The following is a 25,303-nucleotide window of genomic DNA, read 5'->3' as shown; positions in this document are numbered from 1 at the left end:
TTTGTGATAGTTCAAGATTTCATGATCAGAGAAGTATATGTGGCCCGTCCGGATTTTACATTAAAGGAAATTTTGCGAATTTTAATAGAAAATAAAGTTGGCGGGGTCCCGGTTGTTGATGAACAGGATAAGCTTTTAGGGATGGTAACAGATGGGGATATCTTACGTTATTTGGCACCTGCAGAGGATGCGATAATGGGATATTTTACGTACATTACGATTCTTCCAGGTGAAAAACTGGATGAAAAGGTCACATCTAAGATGAATGACAAAGTATCGCAGATCATTAAAAATAAGAAAATCACAAAGCTATCCCCAAAAGATCCGTTGGATGAATTAATAAAGGTCCTTTCTAAGCATCATTTCAAGAAAATACCCGTTGTAGACGAAAATAATAAGGTTATCGGCATTATCAGTAGAGGAGATGCACTGCGGGCTCTTTATAAGGAATTCGTTCAAAATTTAGAGTAATAGATTGATGCATATAGGAGAGGCCTGCTCTAAATGGAGCAGGCCTCTTTGTGTACTGTATCTCTAATTAATAAATAAGGAAAATATCACGGAGTATTCTCAATTTCCTTGTCTTTATCAGATTCACCTTTTAATCTTTTTTCCTTTAACTTAAAATAGGCGTCCATTACGTCTCGGCCGATTCGTTTGTTAATATCGTCAGAAGGTTTGCCTTGATATACCCATGGCACGACGACAGAGAATGCCACTTCTGGATTATTGTGAGGTGCATACCCTGCAAGTGTTAGATTGATAGTATCGACTGGTTTACTATATTGATTTCTTCGCGGTCCATCATAAAAGGCTTGAGCAGTACCCGTTTTGGCAGCCGCACGGTAGGATTTACCGCCGAAATATTTATATGCCGTCCCGCCTGGCTCCTGGGCAACCTGCCTGAAACCTTCCTGGACACGCTGAATCCAAACATCCTTACCGCCTAATTCGTTCAGCACTTTGGGGCTCATCGATTTAAAGACGCTGCCCAACTGATTGTGTTCTTCGGAAGGGTTCCGGATTTCCTTGACCATCCGCGGCTCCAGCCTTTTTCCGCCATTTGCAATCGTTGATGCGTATTGTGCCAACTGCATCGGTGTATATGTATCATACTGCCCGATCGATAAATCCAGGAGCAACCCATCTTTTGACATGTCAACGCCTTTAAACCCGACCGATTCATTCGGCAGATCGATGCCGGTACGGACACCCAATCCAAATTGGGCATAATGGTTGCGCATGATCGCATAAGCTTCCCGGTTGATTCCGAGCGGTCGATTGGGAATATAATGCCCGCCGGCAATTTTGATTGCTGTCATGAACATAAATACATTCGACGATTTTTTTAACGCGGTGACATCCGTTACATAACCCAAATCGCTATAAGACCCTTTTGGTTTAGCCCTTGCTAACTGTAGTTTTCGGTCAAAAAAAGCTGACCCCGGTGAAATGGCTCCCGTTTGAAAACCTGTGTAGACCGTAGCCCCTTTAACAGATGATCCCATCGTATAGGAGGTCGTAATGTTTCCAAGGGCAAAATCGTTCATTTCAATTAAACCGGTTTTACTATTACGTCCGTATTGTTTACCGGCCATCGTAAGTACTTCGCCTGTGTTCGGGTCCATTAAAACAACGAAGGCACGGTCTAATAGGTAGGTATTTCCTCTAGCTTTCGTTCGGCGTAATTCTCTTTCAATGATATCTTCAACCGTTTGCTGCAGCTCCATATCAATTGACAGTACTAAGTCTTTTCCACTTTGACCTTCCGTGAGAGTTTCCGTTTTGATGACTTCCCCTTTACTCAGGACATTTTCAACCCGAGTTTTTTGACCGCGCAGGACATCTTCATATTGTTTTTCGATATAACTTTTTCCAACACGGTCATTCCTGGTATAGTCACGGGCTAGATAATAATCAATATTTTCACTTGGAAGACCTTCTTCAGAAGAAGAAACTTTGCCTAGTACCGAACGTAAAGTTTCGTCATACTTGTAGGTTCTTTCCCAATCGGTTGTCACATCCACGCCGGGCAATTCATCCAAATGTTCACTTACCCGGGCAAATTCATTTGTGGAAACCCCTTTATTCTTAACAATGGATGGGGTAAGGGCATAACCGCTATTGAATTCACGGAAGATGGCTATAACTTCCAATTCATCCTTGGTAAATTCCTTGAGATTATCTTCAGTGACTCGCTCTAATTGAAGTTTGTATAGATCTTTTTGTTCTAATTTCTTTTCGACTACTTTCTTCCTTTCGGCCTTGGTAATCAATGCTTCCGCTTTTTCTGGATTTTTTAAAATCCAAAAATCTTTTATATCTGGGTCTCTAACTTTTTTCGTATCCATTTTTATCAATGTAGCAAGAATCTCAGCTGTCTTCACCATATCAGCTGTTTTTGTATTCGGGTATTTCGTGTAAGTAATAGCATTGAGAGGATCATTATCAACAACTGGATTCAAGTTGCGGTCATACATCTTGCCACGGGGAACGGGGGTATTAGCCACATCATTTTCCGTTCGATCAACTTCACGGAGATAATCATCTCCATACACAATTTGGACGATCCCAAGTCTTATTATTAAGCTTGAAAATAAAATGAATATTAAAAAGAACATAAAGTTCAGGCGGAAAGGAATTGGGGTTTTTTTCTTTTTTTCTTTAGCCATTTTAATCATTCCTTTCTAGTAAAAGTAAAATAAAAGAAAATTCCTATCTCTAATGATATATAAAATTAACTATTTTTTCTATGCTTTATCCGTAAAATTATCTATATTACCAAAATATTGTTAAAGATATTAAAAATTCCTTGTATTCTAACAATTAGAAACGTTTAAATATATTAAATGATCTATTAATAATAGGTATAAAGGGTAGTAGAAAGGCTGTCGGGCGAACAGCCTAAAAAATCTGCAGGATGCAGATTTAAACCATTTATGCGGTGAAGAGAAAGATTGGAAAAAGACGTATGCTCTATAGAAAAAGTATGGTTTTTCATGTAATACGGAAGTTCAAATGGGAGGCGGAGAAAAAAAGATAAAGAAGAGGAGAAAATATATACTGTCTCTGGAACCGGTTTGTTCATCAGGGTATTTAAACCTGGTAGATTGCTGCTGTAAATAGACTATGAACAACCAGGATGTTGACTGCGCTTTCAGCGCTTACCACCATCGTGATGTTCGTTCTTTGGAATCAAGCGCATTCATAGAATATGGAACTCGTGATAGAGAATCATTTTATTTGTTGCTGATTCACACCGCCTTAAGTACGTTGATTTTTGTGACTTATAAATATGGCGATACCTAATTTACTTCATTTTTCCTTACAGGAGTTTGGTCTACTACACAGATTATCTCTTTGAAATATCCGCAAAGATCGAGCCACTTTTCAGGGTAGATATAGATAAACCGTTCCATCGTTTCAATAGAATGTAGCACAAGGCAATCAATCGTATCTGCCTTTTTATTTTGTAAATTAGAGAGAAGCACATGTGGGATGGTGTAATAAGGATAGAGCTGATAAGGATTTAGTATGACCGGGGAAATATTTTTTTCTTCTATATATTTGTCAGTCACAATCTTTTGGATTGCAAAGCTTTCATTCGTATGTAAATCACCGATCATGTAGTTTGGATTCATTAGTACAATGCCTCTCATTTCGCTTCACCCATTCTTTTTGCTAACCATTCTTGCCAAATGGAGGATGGGGTATTCAAAGTAAGAGGCGTGAAACTAGATAATTGACTTCAATTTATTGATGTTTTTGAGTTGCTGGATATTTTCGAGCACCTTGTTGGTCAAGTCCACCTTTTTTATAATTGGGAAGGTTTGTAAATCTTCGATGAAGCTTTCCATTGTAAACCAATCGATTGAAGGTAAAGGAAAGAAGGTGTGGTCGTCCCAGGCATCAAGTAGAGTGGGACTGTAAACTTTACATTCTATTGCAGAAGGTGTTTCAGAGGTGAAAATGGACTTCCAATAATCCTCCCGAGAACCGGTATGGTGAACTGCTTTTGCAAATTGCCCCACACCTTGAAAAACAGTTGGATTCTGAAAGAGAAGTTGATATAAGATTTTTCCAGTTTCAATACGCTGCTTCGGATCAGTAAAGCGCTCAACGGTTAGTCCAGTTAAGGAATAGAGTCTGTCTTGCTTTTTTGCATAAGGAAAGATAACCGTCGTAAACCCTAAAAGTTCCTGCAGCTGAAAATCGAGCCTTCTTAGGATTTCACCATGTCGGGTACGGTTAATTACCCTTTCCTGAAGCATTCTTTGTTCATTGATGATAAGAGCGGATGTTAATAGAGGTGAATGAGGTTCAGTTAAAAACGATTCCCATATCGGTGCCATGAATCTTGAAATATGAAAGATTTGTAGAAACTTTCTTAAAGAAAACTTTCTTCGTTTGGAATGTTCATATAAAAGGAGCTGTGGAAAGGAATCTGCAAAGACTGCTGAATTTGCGCGTTCGAGGAAAAGGAAAAATTTTTGCCGATCCTCTTTGCTGAAGAGATGGGTCATGGATGAACTCTTTAAATCAGTCATATGGTATCCACCGTTTCTGGAAACCATATGAGCTAAAAAAGACCAATGAACCTCGGGATTCCGCCTGTAATAGGAAAGATAGGCTTGAGTCCTTGTTACATTATTCCGGTTCATGGCAGCTGTCTCTGTACGTACGCTCTTTACTAGAGCCGTTTCCTCAGGCAAAAATGCTTTGGATTCATCTAAAGGGTGAAAAAGCTCTTTTTGTAATTGGGATTTTAGAGTGCCAAACCTTTCTGCATCAATAATCGGATTAGTTTTGACAGGTGGTTTGCCTAACAACTTCTGCACATATTGCGAGAACATACAATCACCACGAATGTTTTTTAATTATTATATGCAGCGCACCAAGAAAGGGCTTTGCCTTTGCATCGCCCTCAAATTGTTGACTGATGAAGAAATTTTATCGTCATCGATTACTTTTCTTCTTCTTTTCCCGGTTCAATAAAATATAATAAACTATCCAGAAAAGTAACACGGGAATGAATGATAGCGGTCTATACTGGACCGGAACGGCAAATAAGATGAATATGGATGAAAATAAAAGGGTACCGCTAGGAGTATATATTTTCTCCAATGCATATGCTGAACCTCCTTAAGGTTGAGTCGTTCTTATAAGAATAAAGGATTATTCATTAATAATCTAGAAAAGTCACAATTGACAAAAATATACACCCATAGTAATCTTTAATCACAAGGTAAAAATATCCAATAATTTATAATAAATGGAGGCGAACGTCATGACTAAATTAGATAAGCACATTGATGTGATAATCGTATATTTTCATACATCCGCCTGCCTTGAAACTTTGTCTTTATAGACAAAGGGTCGAACGTGCTCATTAATCATTTTTAAGCGCAGGTTGTGGAAGTTTCGCGGCCTGCGCCTTTTATATGTGTTTCTTACGCATCTAAAAAAGCTTCCGCTTAATTAACGGGGGCTTTTTGTTATTTAGGGAATCCGATGCAATAGCATCCTTTCAATATAAAAGATAGGAGGAATTATTAATGAGACAAATAACAATGGTGGTTCTACTCCAACCAGGAGATCCAGAAAGCGGCTAGTAAATTAATGGTGAGAACATAAGGGAGGGGAATTCATGTTTGCGATATTTAAAAAGCTGTCCTGGTACTTTAAAGAGCAATGGCAGCGTTATACCTGGGCCATTTTATTTTTATGCCTAGTGAATATTATGGAGGTTATTCCACCAAAGCTTGTCGGGAATGCCATTGATGACATGAACAACGGCAACATGACGCAAGAAGGAATCATGAAATACGTTATCTATTTGCTCATTGTCCTGTGTGTCAGCTATCTATTTGGGTACTTATGGAGTTATCTTTTATTCGGCGGCGGAAACTTGGTCGAACGAAAACTTAGATCCGGGTTTATGGGGCACTTGTTGAAAATGACGCCGGCTTTTTATGAAAAAAACCGGACAGGAGATTTAATGGCAAGGGCCACCAATGATTTAAAGGCAATCTCGCTCACTGCTGGGTTTGGGATATTAACGCTCGTTGACTCAGTTCTATTTACTATCACGGTTGTGATTATGATGGGTGCAACTATCAGCTGGCAATTGACGATTGCGGCGGTGTTGCCACTTCCAATCATGGCCCTAATGATGCAAATTTACGTGAAAAAAATTTATAAACGTTTTACGGATGCACAGGCAGCCTTTGGTAACTTAAATGACAAAGTGCTGGAATCCATTTCTGGTGTACGGGTCATCCGGGCCTATGTTCAGGAACGGGAGGATGAAAAGCGATTTGATGAAATGACTGAGGATGTATATCGTAAAAACCTCGAGGTAGCGAAAATTGATGCACTCTTTGACCCGACGATTAGCATTATCATCGGTATCAGTTATTTAATCAGTTTGGGTTACGGTGCCTATCTTGTTTTTCAACAAACCATTACACTTGGAGGTCTTGTTTCATTCAATGTGTATCTTGGAATGTTAATCTGGCCGATGATTGCGGTTGGTGAACTAATTAACGTCATGCAAAGGGGAAATGCTTCGCTTGACCGTGTTCAAGATACTCTTTCTTATGAAGCGGATGTGAAAAATTCATTGAAGCCGGAGAGGATTTCTAATCCGGAAGATATTAAGTTTGATCAAGTTTCTTTTACGTATCCATCTTCAACAGTTGTTAATCTCTCCAATATTTCCGTTCAACTTGAGCGTGGGCAGACCCTGGGAATCGTAGGAAAAACTGGAAGTGGAAAAACGACATTCGTGAAGCAGTTACTACGGGAATATCCATTAGGAAACGGGGAGATTGCTTTTTCAGGTATGCCGTTAGAGAAACTGGAGCTTGAAGATATTCGTAAATGGATCGGGTACGTTCCGCAGGATCATTTTTTATTCTCAAAGTCTGTGAGAGACAATATCTTATTCGGTAAATTGGATGCAACGGAAGATGAACTGGCTGAAGCTATCCGGCTTGCGGATTTTGAGAAGGATTTAACGATGCTGCCTAAGCGTCTTGAGACACTTGTCGGTGAAAAGGGGGTCGCTCTTTCAGGTGGGCAGAAGCAACGGATTTCGATTGCAAGGGCCCTGATTAAAAATCCGGAAATCCTTATATTGGATGATTCCTTATCAGCCGTCGATGCAAAGACAGAAACGACAATCATTGAAAATATCCAAAATGAACGGTCGGGGAAAACGACCATCATCACAACACATCGCTTATCAGCCGTTCAGCATGCCGATCGAATTATCGTGTTGGACAGCGGAGAGATTATCCAAGAAGGAACTCACGAAGATTTACTGAAGCAAAATGGCTGGTATAGGGAGCAATATGAGCGACAACAAATTGACGCAGAAACGGAGGTGAGAGCATGAAGGTGGTAAAGAAACTCTATCAATACGCTGCTCTTTATAAAAAATTGATTATTGGTGCCCTAATCATGCTAGCGCTTTCCGTTGCCGCTGACTTAACGGGTCCATTCATCGCTAAAAAAATCATTGATTCTCACATACTTGGTATCGAATCTTCTTGGTATGAAACGGAAAAAGGGAAAGATACTGTCGAGTACGGTGATAATTGGTATAAACGGGCAGATTATTTTACTGAAGATGAGAAGAAAGGAAAAGAAGTCCATGTATTGCAGGTTAGCAATCAATTCGTCTTCGTCAATGAAGCTGTTGCCATCGATGGCGATAGAACCTTAGAAAACCAAACATTAATAATTGAGAAAAACGGAAAAGAGCAAATGGTATCAGTAGAGAAATTAACAAGTCAGGAATTAATGGAGTTTTACCAACCAGAAATTCCGCGAATTATAAAGCTTGTAGCTTTTTACTTTGGTCTTGTTATCATTTCTTCTGTTTTTCAATATGGGCAGAGTTTTTATTTACAGAAAGCTGCGAATCGAATTATTCAGAAGATGCGAAATGATATTTTTACTCATATTTCCCGATTGCCCATTCGTTATTTCGATAATATGCCCGCTGGGAAAGTTGTTGCTAGGGTTACTAATGACACTGAGGCGATTCGAGAGTTATATGTGACGGTGCTCGCCAACTTCTTTTCAAGCACGATTAATATTATCGGCGTTCTCATTGCTTTGTATATTTTGGATGCGCGTGCAGGGCTCATGGGCCTTTTACTTATTCCCATTATCGTTATCTGGACGAAGGTATATCGCAAATTCGCCTCGAAATATAATCACATCATTCGGGAACGAGTCAGTGATATTAACGGGATGATCAATGAATCCATTCAAGGAATGAACATCATTCAGGCATTCGGACGTGAAAAGGAGACAAAACATTCTTTCGAAAAATTGAACCGGGAGCATTACTCGTATCAAAATAAAATGCTCAATTTAAATTCATTAACGGGAGGAAACTTGATTGGTGTCATTAAGGTCATGGCGCTAATAGCATTTGTCTGGTATTTCGGCGGGATGTCGCTTACAGCAAGTTCAGCTATTTCTTTAGGGTTAATGTATGCAATTGTTGATTTGATCAGTCGTCTGCTTCATCCGCTTCACGGGATTGTCAATCAGTTTGCTAACCTAGAACAAGCGCTTGTTGCAGGGGAGAGGGCATTCAGTTTATTGGATGAGCAGGGATTAGAAGTCAGTGATGAAAACATTTCCCGATATAAAGGAAACGTGCAATTCGAAAATGTCTCATTCGGCTATAAAGAAAATGAATATGTGTTAAAAAACATTTCATTTTCTGCGCAACAAGGTGAGACAGTAGCTTTAGTTGGTCATACTGGTTCGGGAAAGAGTTCAATAATGAATTTGTTGTTCCGTTTCTATGATAGTAGTGAAGGACAAATCAAGATTGATGGAAGGGATATTTTAGATATTCCTCACCAAACACTTAGAGAGCATATGGGAATTGTCCTTCAGGATCCATATTTATTTACTGGAACCATAGCTTCCAATATCAGCCTTAATAATAAAGATATCACAAGGGAAATGGTTGAAAAGTCATTAAAAGATGTAGGCGGGGACAAAGTGCTGAAGCATCTGCCTCTAGGGCTAGATGAGCCGGTTATTGAAAAAGGCGGGACATTGTCTTCAGGACAGCGGCAGCTAATTTCTTTTGCACGCGCGCTCGCATTTAATCCGGCGATTTTGATTTTGGATGAAGCCACTGCAAGCATCGATACAGAAACAGAGGCCATTATCCAGGAAGGAATGGAAGTACTAAAGAAAGGAAGAACGACCTTTATCATTGCACATAGGCTTTCCACGATTAAAAATGCCGATCAAATTCTTGTACTGGATAAAGGACAGATTTCTGAGCAGGGGACACATGAAGAATTAATGGAGTTGAAAGGAAAGTACTATCAAATGTATGAACTGCAGGCTGGGTCGCATAAGGGAATGGCTGGATAAAAACCTAGTGGAATAATGAAGGGAGAAATTAAGAATAATTTTTCAGAAAATGAGGGATACTTACGAAGAGGTGATAATAATGAAACAAGGAATTCATCCTGATTATCAGCAAGTAGTATTTATGGATACTAACAGTGGTTATAAATTTATTACAGGCTCTACGAAAAAATCTAACGAAACAATTAAGTGGGAAGACGGTCAAACTTATCCTTTATTAAAAGTAGAGATTAGTTCAGATACGCATCCTTTTTATACCGGCAAGCAGAAATTTGCTGAAAAAGGCGGACGTGTGGATCGCTTCTTAGAAAAATATAATATGAAGAAATGATGTTAAGGCTATCGAGAAATCGATGGCCTTTATTTTTATTTTGGGAGATGGAAGAACTCGTGGGTAAATTAAGGTTTATAATTTTTTTAGTAATAACGTAGTGAATGCCTCATTTAAAATCCTAATAATAGAAAAAAGGGTTGCTCTAGGCACCCTTTTTTTCTATATATTTTATTTAACTGGAATAGCATGCGCTTTTGCACTTTTTACAAGAGCGAGCGTCAAAGTCTTTAATTAAATCATCTGGATTCTCAAGGCCGACAGAGAGGCGAAGCAGGCTGTTGGTGATGCCTCGTTTTTCCCTTTCATCAGCAGGCATGGCAGCATGGGACATTTTTGCCGGGTAGGATAATATCGATTCCACTGCTCCAAGACTAACCGCAAAAACAGGAAGTTCGACAGTATTCACAAATGAGCGGAAAATTTCCTCGCTTTCTAGTTCAAATGATAAAACTGCACCTGCACCAAGGGCCTGTCCTTCCTGGATTGCATGCTGTGGATGATCAGTAAGCCCAGGGTAATACACCTTTTTCACTAATGGCTGCTGTTTTAAGTAGTCTGCAATTTTTTCTGCTCCTTTTTGAGAGTGTTCCATTCGTACAGACAAGGTTTTCAGACCTCTCATAACAAGCCAGGCATCCTGGACACCAAGTACCGCACCAAAGGAGTTTTGAAGGGAACCGAGTCTTTCAGCCAATTCAGGATCTTTTACGACAGCAAGCCCAGCTACGACATCACTGTGTCCGGATAAAAACTTCGTCGCACTATGAAGGACAACATCCGCCCCTAAGTTCAGCGGTTTTTGCAGAGCTGGTGTCAAGAATGTATTGTCGACAAAACTCAATGCGCCGACTTTTTTTGCGATATCACAAACGGCTTTAATATCAGTCACCTTAAGCAATGGATTTGAAGGTGTTTCAATGTATATCGCTCTCGTATTAGGTTGAACGGCCGCTTTAACGCTTTCGAGGTCCGTCATATCAACGAAAGTATGCTCGATGTTGAAGCGGGTCAACACGCTTGTAACCATCCGGAACGTACCGCCATACACATCTTCTGAGATGACGATATGGTCGCCAGCAGAAAGCAGAAGGAATGCTGTTGAAATGGCTGCCATACCTGAAGAAAAGGCAAAGCCGCGAGTACCATCTTCAAGCTCGGCAATGATATCTTCAAGTGCTTCCCGTGTTGGATTTCCGCTCCTGCTGTAATCGTACTTGCCGAATGTATCGATATCAGTTTGATGGAAAGTGGAAGCGTGCTGAATAGGGACGCTCACACCGCCTGTTGTCGGATCGAATTTATGCTGGTTATGAAGTAATTTGGTTTCAAAACTGAAATCATGATTTGTCATCGTAGTGCCTCCCTTTTTACATGTGCAAATGCTTGCTGGAGGTCTTGAATTAAATCGTCGCTGTCTTCGATGCCAACCGAGAAGCGTAGAAGTCGATTACAAACCCCATTAGCAGTTCTAACTTCAAGAGGGATATCGGCATGTGTTTGTGTAGCAGGATAGGTGATGAAGCTTTCAACGCCTCCAAGACTTTCTGCAAATGAAATTAATGAAAGTGATTGTAAAAATGGATTGACCGCTGCTTCGTCAATTATCCGGAAAGAAATCATACCACCTCTGCCGGGATACAGGACGTCCGTTACACATTCATGTTCTGATAAATAATCTACAAGGATTTTGGCGTTCTTTTCATGACGTTCCATCCGCAGTGCCAGGGTTTTCATTCCGCGCATTAACAGCCATGAATCAAATGGACTCAACACCGCTCCTGTTCCATTATGATGGAAGGCAATCGAATCACATAATTCTGCACCTTTAGCCACGATTAGTCCAGCAAGAACATCATTATGACCACCGAGATACTTCGTTGCGCTATGGATTACAATATCGGCTCCAAGCAGGATAGGCTGCTGCAGAAGCGGCGTATAAAAAGTGTTGTCAACAATCAACAGTAAATTAAATTGTTTGGCAAGTGCGGCAACAGCGCTAATATCTGTTTGCTGCATAAGAGGGTTAGTGGGAGTTTCGATAAAGATGGCTTTTGTTTGAGGAGTAATAGCTTTTTCGATATCCTCTAAACAACAAGTGTTTACATAGTCACACTGTAAGCCCCATTTTTTAAAACCTTGTTCTAGCAAACGATATGTACCACCATATAGATCTTCGCTGACTATCCATGCATCACCTGATTTAAATAAGGCTAGTATGGTAGAAATGGCCGCCATTCCTGAACTGCAAGCATATCCTTGGTCACCTCTTTCAAGGTTGGCGATGGATTGTTCCAAAAGTTGACGTGTTGGATTACCTGTCCTTGTGTAATCGAATCCAGTTGATTGGCCAATTCCTTCGTGGCGGAAAGCTGTCGAAAAGTAAACCGGCGGATTGACTGTTCCTGTCGCCGTTTCACTGCGATTACCTAGTTGAGCAAGATATGTTTCTGTTTTATACATAGTTTTCACTGCTCCTTTGTGTTTTATAAAATAAAAAAAAGTCTTCTTTAAGAAGAAGACTTGGTTAAGTATGGACGAGTCATTCTTCTTATCTTCCAAGTTCACAAACTTGTGGAATTAGCACCTTTTCATTGGTTTGAAACAAATGAAGGTTGCTGAGGTGTCATCGGGCCATTCCCTATACCTCTCTCGATAAGAGTTTAGATTATTCAATTTCTTTTGAATTTACTATATATATAAAGTGCTGTCAAGAACATTCTGGGAAAATATTGCTCGATAATTCTTTATTGGTTAATTAGGACTAGCGTTGTCAAAACATGATTGGTCCAATGAAAAACCCCTAAATATTGTGGAAAACGCGATGGTATAAGGTGTTGAGATACTTTAAAAGACTTTGTTTAATTAAATGGATTTTCTGAAATATAGGGAAGGTTTTGTTCTGTTTCTTTGCTTTAAAATAATAAAGTTTGTACAATGTATAGAGAGAAGAATTAATAATATGTCATTATTCATTTCATATACATAAGGTTTTCGGTGGATAGTGCAAACATAGGAGGAGAACACATGGAATACAGAATCGAACGAGATACGATGGGTGAAGTGAAAGTTCCTGCTGATAAGTATTGGGGAGCACAAACCGAGAGAAGCCGTAACAACTTCAAAATTGGTAATGAAAAAATGCCGATTGAATTAGTCCGTGCTTTTGCATATGTAAAGCAAGCGGCAGCTAAAGTGAACTATGACCTTGGTGATCTTTCAGAAGTGAAAAAGAATGCCATCGTTAAAATTTGTGGCGAAATTCTAGAAGGTACACTTGATGAACATTTCCCCCTTGTGGTCTGGCAAACAGGCAGTGGCACTCAAAGTAATATGAATGTGAATGAAGTGGTCGCTAACAAAGGGAATGAATGGTTAAAAGAAAACGGTGAGTCCGAAACCCTTCACCCAAATGATGATGTCAACAAGGCGCAAAGCTCTAATGACACATTCCCAACGGCTATGCATATTGCAGCCTATATGGAAGTTGCTGAAAAATTAGTACCGGCAATTAAAGTACTTCGTGATACTTTTGCAGCAAAAGAAAAAGAATTCTGGGATCTTGTGAAAATTGGACGTACACATCTTCAAGATGCAACACCACTAACTTTAGGCCAAGAAATCTCTGGTTGGAAAGCGATGCTTGATAAAGACTTAGTGATGATTGAAGAAAGCAGTCAAAAACTATTGAATCTAGCACTAGGCGGTACAGCTGTAGGTACTGGGATCAATACGAAAAAAGAATTTCCAGGACTTTCTGCAAAACAAATAGCGGCGGATACAGGACATTCTTTCGTAACATCGGATAATAAGTTCCATGCATTAACAAGTCATAACGAAATTGTTTACGCTCATGGCGCATTAAAAGCATTAGCAGCGGACTTAATGAAAATTGCGAACGATGTTAGATGGCTGGCAAGCGGCCCAAGAAGCGGAATCGGTGAAATCGCTATTCCTGAAAACGAGCCAGGCAGCTCTATCATGCCAGGTAAAGTAAATCCTACACAAAGTGAAGCGTTGACAATGATTGCGACACAAATTGTTGGTAACGATGCAACAATCGGCTTTGCAGCAAGCCAAGGTAACTTCGAATTGAACGTATTCAAACCAGTTATCATTTATAACTTCCTACAAACTGTTAAATTATTGACAGAAGGCATTCACTCTTTCAACAATAATTGTGCAGTAGGCATCACAGCGAATGAAGATAAAATCAAAGAAAATGTTGACCGTTCTCTTATGCTAGTAACAGCATTGAACCCACATATCGGTTATGAAAAAGCAGCTAAAATTGCCAAAACTGCATTCAAAGACAACTCTACATTAAAAGAAGCAGCGTTGAAATTGGAATTCTTGACTGATGATGAATTTAAAGCATGGGTAGATCCTGCTAACATGGTTAATAAATAATTGCCTATGATCACCCTCCCGCTGTTTTTAGGGAGGGTGTTTTAAGGTGTTAAAATAATAGAATAAACAAATACTGAGTATATAAGTTTCTAGAACAGGAGGGAATACAATGGCTTTATGCCCGCTTTGCAACGGCCTCAGAAAAATTCATGTGAATTGCCCGGAATGTGGCAGTGATCTTGATGATAAAGGGAAATTCATGGATTATGCTGATTCATACAGTGCATACATGGATATAGATACGCTTAAGCAAAACGATGGATACCCGCAATCGCTCCAAAAAGGTCAATGTCCACACATCATGAACTGCTCTAAATGTGGACATGATGAAGTGGTACTTGTGCAGGAATAGATTTTATAGATATAGTAGAGTTCAAGACCTTAGCTGAAATATACGCACAAAGACCCATTCATATGAACGGGTCTTTGTGCGTATATGAAATTTAATTAGAAAGTAACTTCAAGCCATACTCCATTTGTGATTCTCCTTCAGCAAAAATGCGCTGCTCGGACCCTTTATCAAAAAAGTGGGCTTTATTCATGTCGAGAGCAAGTTCAATATTATCGCCTGCTTGGATGATGTTTTTTGCATCGATGCGCGCGACGAAGTCCTGGCCAGCGAATGTCGAGTAGAGCATAATTTCGGCACCCATGAGTTCAGCTACATCGACTTGAGCCGTGAATGTAGTGTTTGGAGACTCCTTGATGTAAGCCCCTTCATTATGGAAATCCTCTGGACGGATGCCAAGGATAATTTCTTTTCCGATATAGCCTTGATCACGCAGCGTATTCATTTTCAATTCGGGTACTTCAAGCGTTTGCTCCCCAATTTTAATGATGCCTTCTTTTAATGTTCCGGTAAAGAAGTTCATAGCTGGTGATCCGATAAAGCCACCCACGAAGACATTCACTGGTTTCTCGTACACGTCTTTTGGTGCGCCGACCTGCTGGATGATACCGTCCTTCATAACAACAAGTCGTGTGGCCATGGTCATTGCTTCTGTTTGATCATGAGTGACATAAATTGTTGTAGTGTCCAGTCGTTTATGTAGTTTTGCGATTTCAGCACGCATTTGAACCCTGAGTTTGGCGTCAAGATTTGATAATGGCTCATCCATTAAAAAAACTTTTGCGTCTCGTACAATTGCACGACCGAGTGCCACACGCTGGCGTTGTCCACCTGAAAGTGCTTTCGGTTTCCTATTTAAAAGGTCTTCGAGACCGAGGATTTTTGCTGCGTCATTGACCCGCTGCTTGATTTCCATTTTTGGCGTTTTACGGAGTTTTAATCCAAATGCCATATTGTCATAGACGGACATATGAGGATATAAGGCGTAGTTCTGGAAAACCATCGCAATATCACGATCTTTCGGTGGGACATCATTGACCCGCTTGCCGTCTATATATAAATCTCCTTGGGAAATGTCTTCAAGTCCGGCAATCATCCGTAAAGTCGTCGATTTTCCGCAACCGGACGGTCCCACGAAAACAATGAATTCTTTATCGGCCACACGAAGGTTAAAATCTTTAACAGCTGTTTCTTTTTTATCATAAACCTTAAATATATGATCTAATACTAACTCTGCCATGAAAATTCCTCCTTTTAAACTCCTAATTACTTGTACCAATAACTATAGTCTAATCTATCAAATTGGAAAAAAGTATAGGCACACTGCACAAAAAAGGATAATAATTCCTTTGTTAACTTTGCAAATAGTAGTTAATCATTCAGCAAAAGAATTAAGTAAGCAGCCAAGGCATGCGGAAAGTTTCTAATATCGAGTCCAGTTTTTTCAGTAAATTTATCTATTCGGTATTGTAGGCTGTTTCGATGTATATAAAGTTGCTTTGCGGCATAGGTTGCATTGGAATTGCACTCAATATACGTTTTAATCGTCTTCATTAGTTCAGTATCATTCATGGTTTTACCGAGTATTTCATTGATATACCAAGTTTTACTCGTTGCAGATTGGTCACTTATCAGTGAGTGAGGAATGATGTCGGCCAAATCAGTCACTTTTAAATCTGGCAAATGCAATTGTGCCAGGTCAAAACACTTATTCTCCTGATTTCTGTGATAAGGGAGTTCTTGGTTTACAGAGTGAAAGCGACCGGTAAACATTCGAGTCTTAACATAAAAATCACTCTCAAGCGTGGTTGAAATAGCAAGCAGTTCATTTTTTGATAACGACTCATCTGTGTCTGTTTCAATTAAAATACCCGCCTTTTCATTTTCCCAGATCAAGACTGAATCAGATGGGACAAATGCGAGGAAGGCATCCTCGAAATGGGAGTGCGAAAAATCAGCATGAGTCAGATTAAAGTGGATAAACCGGACATTCTCCCAGCTTGTTAAAGGCAAGGATGCATTCGGTTCGAATAAAAAAGTATTCCATGGTGTGTGAGGAAACGTGTTAATTTTATTTTGGTAAAATAAAGGAGTAAAGAGCAGTTCCAACAAACGGATTTCCTCGGCCGAAATTTCTGAACGGGGAATACCGATTGTGCTCCCAATAGAGTCTTCAAACCAAATATAAGAAGTAATGTTCTTCGTATCTTGTATATTGGAAAGAGCGTTTGGGAATTTTTGTTTAAGCTTTTCAAGCATCGTGTTCACCTTCTTTCTCACTATCTATCTCATTATAGCGAAAAAGAATAAAGTGGAAAAGAAACAATGGTATTACAAGTTATTAGAAAAACAATAGGACAAGGACATTGATTTTCAAGCTATTTTAATAGTTTTTTTCGAAGTAATGATTCTATACCTTAAATTACACCAATAAACCCAAATGGATGGAGGAAATGGTCGTATTGCTTTTATTATGTAATTTGTGAAACACACTGTTTTTCAACGTATGATTTTCTTGCAATCTTGCAAACATGATTCCTTATAAATGTCATATTCAAATCAGAAGCGATCAAGTTACCGGCAAAATTACTTTGACCTATGCAGTCAAAGACGAAGGAATAAGTCGTTCCTTCTTTAATATTATGAGCTATTTTCTCATACCTCTCTGATTTCATAATAAGGATAATTTGATATTTTAATATAATAAATGATTTGCTGGAATTAATGGAATACTCACATGACTAAGGGATTTAGAACAAAAGTTGGATAGTGTAAGATAAAAACTAATAATATATTCCTGAAAGTTCTAAATATTTAAATATTATCTTGAATTAGTATAACAGCAAGGTTATGATTCGTGATATAAGTGTTATAAAAAAGTGGAGGTGGAAATGTAATTATGAAGACGAAGTGGCTAATATCAGTCATAATCCTATTTGTTTTCTTTTTTCCTCAAAATCTAGTTTTTGCTGGGAAGGATAAGAATGAAGGGATCAAAGTAGTACGTGATAATTTTGGAGTACCCCATTTATACGCTAAAAATAAAAAAGATTTATATGAAGCGTATGGATATGTTATGGCAAAGGATCGACTATTTCAGTTGGAAATGTTCCGTCGCGGAAATGAGGGGACCGTTTCAGAAATTTTTGGAGAGGATTATCTTTCAAAAGATGAGCAATCCAGAAGAGATGGATATAGTGATAAAGAAATTAAAAAAATGATTGACGGTCTGGATCGTCAGCCTAAAGAATTAATAGCAAAATTTGCTGAAGGTATTTCACGTTATGTAAATGAAGCTTTAAAAGATCCAGATGATAAACTTTCGAAGGAGTTTCATGAATATCAGTTTTTACCGCAAAAATGGACTTCGACAGATGTTGTCCGTGTTTATATGGTATCCATGACCTATTTTATGGATAATCACCAGGAGTTAAAAAACGCAGAGATACTTGCAAAGCTAGAACATGAATATGGGACAGAAGTTTCCCGGAAAATGTTTGATGATTTAGTGTGGAAAAATGATCCTAGCGCTCCTACAAGCATTGTAAGCGAGGGGAAACCAAAAAGGGACTCGTCTTCTCAATCCCTTCAAATACTGTCTTCAGCTGTAATCAAAGCTTCTGAAAAAGTCGGAAAGGAAAGGGAGAATTTTGTCCAATCATCTGAAGAACTTGGATTACCGTTAAAGATAGGCAGTAATGCCGCCATAGTCGGTTCCGAGAAATCTGCAACAGGAAATGCTTTATTATTCAGTGGACCACAAGTAGGTTTTGTTGCTCCTGGATTTTTGTACGAGGTAGGTTTGCATGCGCCAGGTTTTGATATGGAAGGTTCAGGATTCATAGGCTATCCTTTCATCATGTTCGGAGCCAACAATCACTTTACTCTAAGTGCTACAGCTGGGTACGGAAATGTAACCGATATCTTTGAGGAAAAATTGAATGCGAACAACGCTTCCCAGTATTTATACAAAGGGAAGTGGAGAGACATGGAAAAGAGGAAGGAATCTTTCACAGTCAAAGGAGACAATCGAGAAAAGAAAACAGTAGAAAAGATTTATTATCGGACAGTACATGGTCCTGTAATTAGTAGAGATGAAACAAATAACGTGGCTTACAGTAAGTCGTGGTCTTTCCGTGGAACTGAGGCCCAAAGCATGTCGGCTTACATGAAAGCGAATTGGGCAAAAAACTTAAAAGAATTTGAGAATGCAGCTAGTGAATATACGATGTCTTTGAATTGGTATTATGCGGATAAGAAAGGTGATATAGCGTATTATCATGTAGGAAGATATCCAGTTAGAAACAGCAAAATTGATGAAAGAATCCCTACACCAGGAACAGGAGAATATGAGTGGAAAGGTTTTATTCCTTTTAAAGAGAACCCTCATGTAATCAATCCGAAGATTGGCTATGTAGTTAATTGGAACAATAAGCCTTCTAAAGAGTGGGTAAATGGTGAATATAGTTATTATTGGGGTGAGGATAATCGAGTCCAACAATATATCAATGGGATGGAAGCGAGAGGGAAAGTTACATTAGAAGATATTAATGAAATTAATTATACGGCAAGCTTTGCACAGCTTCGAGCAAACCTCTTTAAACCGTTATTGATTGATGTGTTGGACAAGAATAAATCAACCAACGGGAACTACACCTATTTAATTGAAAAACTGGAAGAATGGAATAATCTAAAAGAAGACGAAAATAAAGATGGATATTATGATGCAGGGATTGCGGCATTCTTTGATGAATGGTGGAATAATCTCCATGATAAACTCTTTATGGATGAATTGGGAGACTTCTATGGAATAACGAAAGAAATTACCGATCATCGCTATGGGGCTTCATTAGCATATAAAATATTAAGCAAGGAATCTACAAACTATAAATGGGTGAACGTAGATCAGGAAAAAATAATAATGGAAAGCACAAACGAAGTACTTGCTAAATTGCAATCAGAAAAAGGGGTAAAAGCAGAAAAATGGCGTATGCCTATAAAAACGATGACTTTTGGTGAAAAATCATTGATTGGTATTCCCCACGGGTATGGCTCAATGACTCCAATTATTGAAATGAATCGTGGAAGTGAAAATCATTATATTGAAATGACTCCGAAAGGGCCGAGTGGCTTTAACATCACACCGCCTGGTCAAATTGGATTTGTAAAAAAAGATGGAACGATAAGTGACCACTATGATGACCAACTAGTTATGTTCGCCGAATGGAAATTCAAGCCATACTTATTTAACAAGAAAGATATTTATAAAGCAGCTAAAAATGTAAGCGCATTAAATATGAGTAAGTAGAAAGTAACGATTTGAATATACCCTATCATTCAAGCATAAAGAGCCTATATTATTGATGCTGTGACCTCGATTTTGAATCGGGGTCATCTTTGTAATCCCCACTTGTAATGACAAAGTAGGTTACAAACAAAATGCCGGGGCAAGGGGAAATCTTACTCCGGCAATATATTAAGAATAATGGGAGAATCGATCTATTTGGGGAGATGCTCAATCATGTGCATGATAGATTCAGTAAGGTATTAAGATATTATCAGCAATTATTTTGCCAGCCAGCTGCTCATATATTCTTCATCTTCTATATCGTGTGCGTCCTTTACGATATACAAGGGACGGAATGTATCGACCATGACGGCTAGTTCCTGTGTTTCTTTTTTACCGATACTTGCCTCAATTTTGCCTGGATGCGGCCCATGTGGCAAACCGCTTGGATGAAGGGTAAGTGAGCCTTTTTCAATACCTCGACGGCTCATGAAGTTACCATGAACATAGTATAGAACCTCATCACTGTCCACATTGCTGTGGACATAAGGAGCAGGAATGGCATCTGGATGGTAATCATACATACGCGGCACAAATGAACAGACAACATAATTATGCGCTTCGAACGTCTGATGTACTGGCGGTGGCTGATGAACGCGCCCTGTTATCGGTTCAAAATCATGAATGCTGAACGCATAAGGAAAGAGGTAACCATCCCATCCTACCGCATCAAGCGGATGAAAATCATACGTATAGGATGTAATCATACCCTGTGCTCGCACTCGTATTTCAAATTCTCCTTTTTCATCTTTCGGCTCCAGTTTTTCTGGTGTCCGGAAATCACGCTCGCAATAAGGTGAATGCTCAAGGAGTTGGCCAAATTCATTGCGATAGCGCTTTGGAGGAACAATAGAGGAATTTGATTCAACAATGAAAAATCTAGCTTCCTTTGACTCTAAAACTACACGATATGTTGTGCCTATTGGAATGACAAGATAGTCACCAGGTCCGAAACTTAAATCGCCGAAAATACTTTCAATCTTGCCCGTGCCTTCATGAACAAACAACAATTCATCACCTTCACCGTTCCGATAAAAATAATCCATCTGCTTATTAGGGCGTGCAACGCCGAGAGCTACATCATCGTTAGCCAGGAAAATTTTGCGGGCTTCTAGAAAATCACCGCCTACATTTGTATTCCAGGTCCGGAAATGACGATGTATTAACGCATCTTTTTCTTCAAGTTCATAATGAACATCACGAATTTTTGCTGCTTTCTTAACTTGTGTTGGCTGATTGATATGATAAATGAGTGACTGAATACTAGAGAAACCTTTTGTGCCCATCAATTGCTCATAATATAGGCTTCCATCGTCCTTACGAAACTGAGTATGACGTTTATGTGGAATGCGGCCCATTTTAACATAATGTGTCATTGACTAAACTCCTTTTCCAGCTGTCATCTTTTGTATATAGGTGCTACTTCTTCACGTTTTGCGTACCTAAAATCTTTGCCTCTGAAAGGGCCGGCAAAACTTGACCGCTTACTTCACCAAAACCAATTCGATACCCATCTCCTTGGCACCAGCCACTGATAGTTAACTTGTCTCCATCTTCAATCCAGCTTCGTTTACCGCCGCTGTTAAGTTTAAGCGGTTCTGTGCCACGCCATGAAAGTTCAAGCAGGCTGCCACGTTCTTCACGGTTAGGACCGCTGATAGTACCAGATGCATGCATGTCACCAGGGCGTAGATTACATCCAGTAATGGTATGGTGAGCCACCTGTTGAGCAATCGACCAATACAGATAGCTAAAATTTGTATTCGTAATTTTGGTTGATTGTTCTGTGTTTTCTGGTGTCAAATGAACTTCAAGGTTAATATTGAATGCGCCGTCTTTTGTTTGTTGTAAGTATGGAAACGGCTCCGGTTCCTGCTGCGGCCCAGGTGTGCGAAAAGGATCTAATGCTTCTAGCGGCACAACCCAAGGAGAGATTGATGTAGCGAAATTCTTAGAATTAAATGGCCCAAGAGGCTGGTACTCCCATGCTTGAATATCACGTGCACTCCAGTCATTCACGAGAACTAGCCCGAAAACATGATCTTCAGCCTGATTAACTGGAATTGGTTCTCCAGGGCGGTTGCCAGGTCCAATAAACCAACCCATTTCAAGTTCGAAATCAAGCTGAATAGACGGACCAAATACTGGATCTGCATCTTTTGGTTTGCGCTGTCCCGAAGGGCGCCGCACCTTTGTACCACTTGGAACGATAGAACTGGACCGTCCATGATATCCGATCGGCAAGTGTGTCCAGTTTGGCATGAGTGCATTATCTTTTCCTCTGAACATAGTCCCCACATTGGTCGCGTGCTCTCTTGAGGCATAGAAGTCTGTATAGTCTCCTATCTTTGCAGGAAGTAGCATCTCTACATCTTTCAATGGGTGGAAAGCTTTTAAACGAAGTTCTTCATCATCACGTAAATCAGGCGTGTTCGCATCCAAAAGGTATTGTAATTTCTTACGTACAGAAGTCCAGGCGGGACGGCCGAGTTCCATAAATAGATTGAGTGAAGAAGCGGAAAAGACATTCTTTTCTTCTGCACCGGTCCCTTTTAACAGCCCGGCATCGTCAATTACAGATAAATCAAGAACATATTCACCAATAGCTGTACCGGCACGCGGGCCTTTGTCTTTGAATTGAAAGATGCCATATGGCAAATTTTGAATCGGAAAATGTGATTCCGGTGTTGTTTCGATAAAAGAATATTTCATCGTGGTGCCTCCCCATTAAAAATAGTCAGTTCACCAAGTTCTTTACGCGGCTCATCAAAGCTACAGCTTCCGTAAGAAGCAGCGAAGACTGTGCGTGCTTTGTTGATTTGAGAAGAACTGACAGATATACTGCGCCAAGAAAGCGTGTCTGGTGTAAACGAAAAGTGTGTTGGATCCTCATCCAACAATATGGTTTCAATGATTTTGCTGTCTATTGAATGGCAGTAGGAAAGAAGGGCTGCTGTAAATACGTTAACAAAGCCATGCATTTTTGTTTCCACTTCATTTCGATACTGGCGGATCGGATGATGCAGACCCGCTGTGAACTTTAAAGTTAGATTTCTTTTTCGGGATTCATGAATAACAATCGCTACTTGTTCGGCAGAAGGAAATAAATCCGATGTAATGCCGCCCATGCGCATTTTAATACCAATACTTTTCAAGGATTTTTGATTGATCAAGCGAATAGTATCCAATGTGTATGGAAGTTGATCAATCGTTCCTGCTATTTCACAATAAATCGGATAACTGGCTGTTTGTTTTTCGAGTTTCTCTAAGAAAGAAGAATCAACTTTTTCTGGAAGCGGAACTTCGATCGCCTCAATGGTACCAGCTGTTTTATATGTTTCTAAAAAAAGGTGAATATCTCCCATAGCCGTTTCAATTTCTAGGGGTTTCGTTAAAATAACAGATAATCGAAGTGGATATTGATCATTAAATTGATCTTTATATGGTTCGAGTTCACTCAGTCGTGAAGCGGGAATAACAAATGGACCAAGCATCCAGCTGTCCGAATCATGGATATATGCATGATAATTTGAAATTGCTTCTGGAAGCGGAAGTGCACTTGGTGGAAACAGGCCTGCATAATCAATAAGTTCGGTCATAAAATGACTGAGCGCTTCCTCTTTCCACATTCCATTTACTTTTGTTAACAACAACCTCACACCTCCTATAATAGGAGGCCATACTGGGTATTACGCCAGATGGCCGGTTCATATTAAATATTTCCACGAAGTTCCTGTTCGCGTTCAATCGATTCAAACAATGCTTTAAAGTTTCCATCGCCAAAACCAAGTGCACCTTTACGCTGAATGACTTCGATAAACATAGTTGGACGGTCAACTAATGGTTTTGTGAAAATTTGGAGCAAGTACCCTTCATCATCACGGTCGACAAGGATATTAAGTTCTTGAAGTCGTTTCACATCTTCATCTATATCTCCTACACGATTGGCGAGGTCTGCGTAATAAGTGTCAGGAGTCTTTAAAAACTCAACACCATTTTCTTTTAGTGTGGCCACTGTGGTGATGATATCGTTTGTTAAAAGGGCAAGATGCTGAACACCTTGACCATTATAGTAATCTAGGAATTCTTGAATTTGAGATTTGCGTTTTCCTACAGCCGGTTCATTTATCGGGAACTTAATGCGTCCTGTCCCATTCATCATAACTTTTGACATTAGGGCTGAGTACTCGGTCGAAATGTTTTCATCATCAAAATGTTTCAGAACAGTAAAACCGAATACTTTTTCATAATAATTTGTCCATTCATCCATTACTTCCACATTACCAACAAGGTGGTCAATACCGATTAAGCCTGAAGGTTGAGCTCCAAAGTTGTCCTCACGAGCTTTAAAACCTGGCAGAAATCCACCTTTATAATCGATTGGCTCAACAAGCGTGTGAATCGTATCCCCATATGTGCCTAAGATTGCTTTTCTTACTTTGCCATTTTCATCTTCTTCCACCCATGGTTCTCGAAGAGCGATGCCACCGCGTTCAATAGCACCCGCATATGTTTTTTCTAGGTCTTTTACGAGAAGGGAGATATCTTTTACTCCTTCGCCATGAGTTTTAATAAACTCAGCCACATCTGTGCTGTCTGATAGAGTTCCTGTTAAAATCAATCGGATGGTGCCCTGTGCCATAACGTAAGATACACGGTCACGGGAGCCTGTTTCTAGTCCTTTATATGCTATAAGCTTGAATCCGAAAGCGTTTGCGTAATAATAAGCAGCCTGCTTTGCGTTCCCAGTATAGATTTCTACGTAATGGACACTCTTAACCGGAAACAATTCCTCTTTCTTTGCTTTAGAAGATCCAACTGTTTTTTTAGTCATATTTACCGCTCCTTAATCGTTTTTTTTACATAAAAAAGCTGAATTTTCTTAATTTTCCGCCTGTGATAGTTCACATCATAATACATAAAAATTCACCACGCAAATATGTGTTTTACCGCGGTTGACCATCATGGTAGCAACATTTTAACGCGATAAAACATTTTTGCGTTTAGGTGTACTCTTGCACATTTTTTGTATATCTACTTAAAATGTTAGCAACTAAATAAAAGGGGAATTAGATATGAAAATTAGTGTAAAGTTCTGCCCTAGTAACTTCGAAGATGAGTTGGAAACTATTAAAGATAAATTAATGGAGTGTAGCGGTCTAGAGGTTATTGAGGATAGATGCTTGTTGTATTGCGGACAATGTTTAATGCAGCCGTTTGCAGTTGTAAATGGTGTAAACATTGTCGCAAACGATCCAGTTGAACTTCTCGAAAAAATTGAACAATATGTAGCTAGGCTTAAACAAGGAGACACTGTGTGAACAACGAGAAAATGAAATTAGTAATAATTGATTATCGCTTTTATTGACAACTATATCATTATATTGTGTCTTCCCCGAGAAACATGCGAACCTTCAGAGAGCATCCATCTATGATAAAATATATGTAAAACCCT

19 protein-coding genes and 1 riboswitch are annotated in these 25,303 nt (G+C 39.4%); of the genes, 8 read left to right on the top strand and 11 right to left on the bottom strand.

The features are described from left to right. The first annotated feature begins 3 nt into the window (after positions 1-3). Complete coding sequence (locus JFU24_RS10350) at positions 4-471, top strand: CBS domain-containing protein (RefSeq protein ID WP_201182067.1); 468 nt, start codon at positions 4-6, stop codon at positions 469-471. A gap of 86 nt (positions 472-557) precedes the next feature. On the opposite strand, the gene JFU24_RS10345 is transcribed toward JFU24_RS10350, so the two are convergent. The 3 genes from JFU24_RS10345 to JFU24_RS10335 all read right to left on the bottom strand — a co-directional run bounded on the left by JFU24_RS10345 (position 558) and on the right by JFU24_RS10335 (position 4,853). Continuing rightward, the gene (locus JFU24_RS10345) at positions 558-2,672 is read right to left on the bottom strand and encodes a peptidoglycan D,D-transpeptidase FtsI family protein (RefSeq protein ID WP_201182066.1); all 2,115 of its coding nucleotides are present in this window, start codon (positions 2,670-2,672) and stop codon (positions 558-560) included. Positions 2,673-3,305: 633 nt separating this feature from the next. Further along, positions 3,306-3,659, bottom strand: coding sequence for a hypothetical protein (locus JFU24_RS10340; protein WP_201249922.1), 354 nt, complete (start codon positions 3,657-3,659; stop codon positions 3,306-3,308). A gap of 75 nt (positions 3,660-3,734) precedes the next feature. Next, a complete protein-coding gene (locus tag JFU24_RS10335; RefSeq protein WP_201221773.1) occupies positions 3,735-4,853 on the bottom strand; it encodes a DUF2515 family protein in 1,119 nt (372 codons plus the stop codon). Positions 4,854-5,647: 794 nt separating this feature from the next. Between JFU24_RS10335 and JFU24_RS10330 the strand changes: the two genes are divergently transcribed. From JFU24_RS10330 to JFU24_RS10320, 3 genes are all read left to right on the top strand, one after another. After that, positions 5,648-7,399, top strand: coding sequence for an ABC transporter ATP-binding protein (locus JFU24_RS10330; RefSeq protein WP_201182061.1), 1,752 nt, complete (start codon positions 5,648-5,650; stop codon positions 7,397-7,399). Then, positions 7,396-9,414 (top strand): ABC transporter ATP-binding protein, encoded by a 2,019-nt coding sequence (locus JFU24_RS10325; RefSeq protein WP_201221769.1) that lies wholly within the window; start codon positions 7,396-7,398, stop codon positions 9,412-9,414. The genes JFU24_RS10330 and JFU24_RS10325 overlap by 4 nt, the downstream gene beginning before the upstream one ends. 79 nt (positions 9,415-9,493) lie before the next feature. Next, positions 9,494-9,742: a type B 50S ribosomal protein L31 gene (locus tag JFU24_RS10320; protein WP_053344867.1), complete on the top strand. Its 249-nt coding sequence runs from the start codon at positions 9,494-9,496 to the stop codon at positions 9,740-9,742. Between the two features lie 175 nt (positions 9,743-9,917). Here JFU24_RS10320 and metC read toward each other — a convergent pair whose 3' ends face one another. Together metC and JFU24_RS10310 are read right to left on the bottom strand one after the other, a co-directional pair. Further along, positions 9,918-11,096 (bottom strand): cystathionine beta-lyase, encoded by a 1,179-nt coding sequence (gene metC / locus JFU24_RS10315; protein WP_201249921.1) that lies wholly within the window; start codon positions 11,094-11,096, stop codon positions 9,918-9,920. After that, entirely contained in the window at positions 11,093-12,205 is a 1,113-nt protein-coding gene (locus tag JFU24_RS10310; protein ID WP_053344869.1) for a methionine biosynthesis PLP-dependent protein, read from the bottom strand. The genes metC and JFU24_RS10310 overlap by 4 nt, the downstream gene beginning before the upstream one ends. Positions 12,206-12,290: 85 nt before the next feature. Beyond that, positions 12,291-12,404, bottom strand: a riboswitch (SAM riboswitch). A 365-nt stretch (positions 12,405-12,769) separates the two neighbouring features. On the opposite strand from JFU24_RS10310, the gene fumC reads away from it, so the two are divergent. Together fumC and JFU24_RS10300 are read left to right on the top strand one after the other, a co-directional pair. Beyond that, positions 12,770-14,152, top strand: a complete 1,383-nt coding sequence (gene fumC / locus JFU24_RS10305; protein WP_053344870.1) for a class II fumarate hydratase — start codon at positions 12,770-12,772, stop codon at positions 14,150-14,152. Positions 14,153-14,261: 109 nt separating this feature from the next. Continuing rightward, the gene (locus JFU24_RS10300) at positions 14,262-14,504 is read left to right on the top strand and encodes a hypothetical protein (RefSeq protein WP_053344871.1); all 243 of its coding nucleotides are present in this window, start codon (positions 14,262-14,264) and stop codon (positions 14,502-14,504) included. Positions 14,505-14,595: 91 nt separating this feature from the next. On the opposite strand, the gene JFU24_RS10295 is transcribed toward JFU24_RS10300, so the two are convergent. Together JFU24_RS10295 and JFU24_RS10290 are read right to left on the bottom strand one after the other, a co-directional pair. Then, positions 14,596-15,741, bottom strand: a complete 1,146-nt coding sequence (locus JFU24_RS10295; protein ID WP_053344872.1) for an ABC transporter ATP-binding protein — start codon at positions 15,739-15,741, stop codon at positions 14,596-14,598. 131 nt (positions 15,742-15,872) lie between these two features. Further along, positions 15,873-16,760 carry a PucR family transcriptional regulator gene (locus tag JFU24_RS10290; protein WP_201182048.1) on the bottom strand — a complete coding sequence of 296 codons (888 nt, stop codon included), beginning with the start codon at positions 16,758-16,760 and terminating at the stop codon, positions 15,873-15,875. Positions 16,761-17,400: 640 nt separating this feature from the next. Between JFU24_RS10290 and JFU24_RS10285 the strand changes: the two genes are divergently transcribed. Continuing rightward, positions 17,401-19,809, top strand: a complete 2,409-nt coding sequence (locus tag JFU24_RS10285) for a penicillin acylase family protein (protein WP_201249920.1) — start codon at positions 17,401-17,403, stop codon at positions 19,807-19,809. A gap of 257 nt (positions 19,810-20,066) precedes the next feature. Here the strand turns inward: JFU24_RS10285 and JFU24_RS10280 are convergent, their stop codons facing one another. From JFU24_RS10280 to hppD, 4 genes are read right to left on the bottom strand one after another with little or no spacing between them, the layout of a single operon-like run. After that, on the bottom strand, positions 20,067-21,224 hold the full coding sequence (locus JFU24_RS10280) for a homogentisate 1,2-dioxygenase (RefSeq protein WP_201221765.1): 1,158 nt from the start codon (positions 21,222-21,224) through the stop codon (positions 20,067-20,069). Between the two features lie 43 nt (positions 21,225-21,267). Further along, positions 21,268-22,560, bottom strand: coding sequence for a fumarylacetoacetase (fahA, locus tag JFU24_RS10275; RefSeq protein WP_056527891.1), 1,293 nt, complete (start codon positions 22,558-22,560; stop codon positions 21,268-21,270). Further along, positions 22,557-23,501, bottom strand: coding sequence for a hypothetical protein (locus JFU24_RS10270; protein WP_201249919.1), 945 nt, complete (start codon positions 23,499-23,501; stop codon positions 22,557-22,559). Before JFU24_RS10270 ends, fahA begins: the two co-directional genes overlap by 4 nt. A gap of 59 nt (positions 23,502-23,560) precedes the next feature. Next, complete coding sequence (gene hppD, locus JFU24_RS10265) at positions 23,561-24,682, bottom strand: 4-hydroxyphenylpyruvate dioxygenase (RefSeq protein ID WP_201221759.1); 1,122 nt, start codon at positions 24,680-24,682, stop codon at positions 23,561-23,563. Positions 24,683-24,923: 241 nt separating this feature from the next. Here hppD and JFU24_RS10260 point away from each other — a divergent pair, with 241 nt between their 5' ends. Next, positions 24,924-25,169 carry a DUF1450 domain-containing protein gene (locus JFU24_RS10260; protein WP_201182037.1) on the top strand — a complete coding sequence of 82 codons (246 nt, stop codon included), beginning with the start codon at positions 24,924-24,926 and terminating at the stop codon, positions 25,167-25,169. Positions 25,170-25,303 lie beyond the last annotated feature (134 nt).

It is taken from the genome of Peribacillus sp. TH27 (genome assembly GCF_016650915.1).
GTDB lineage: Bacteria > Bacillota > Bacilli > Bacillales > DSM-1321 > Peribacillus > Peribacillus butanolivorans.
Note: the sequence above shows the minus strand (reverse complement) of the source record. Positions and strands in the feature narration are given on the sequence as shown.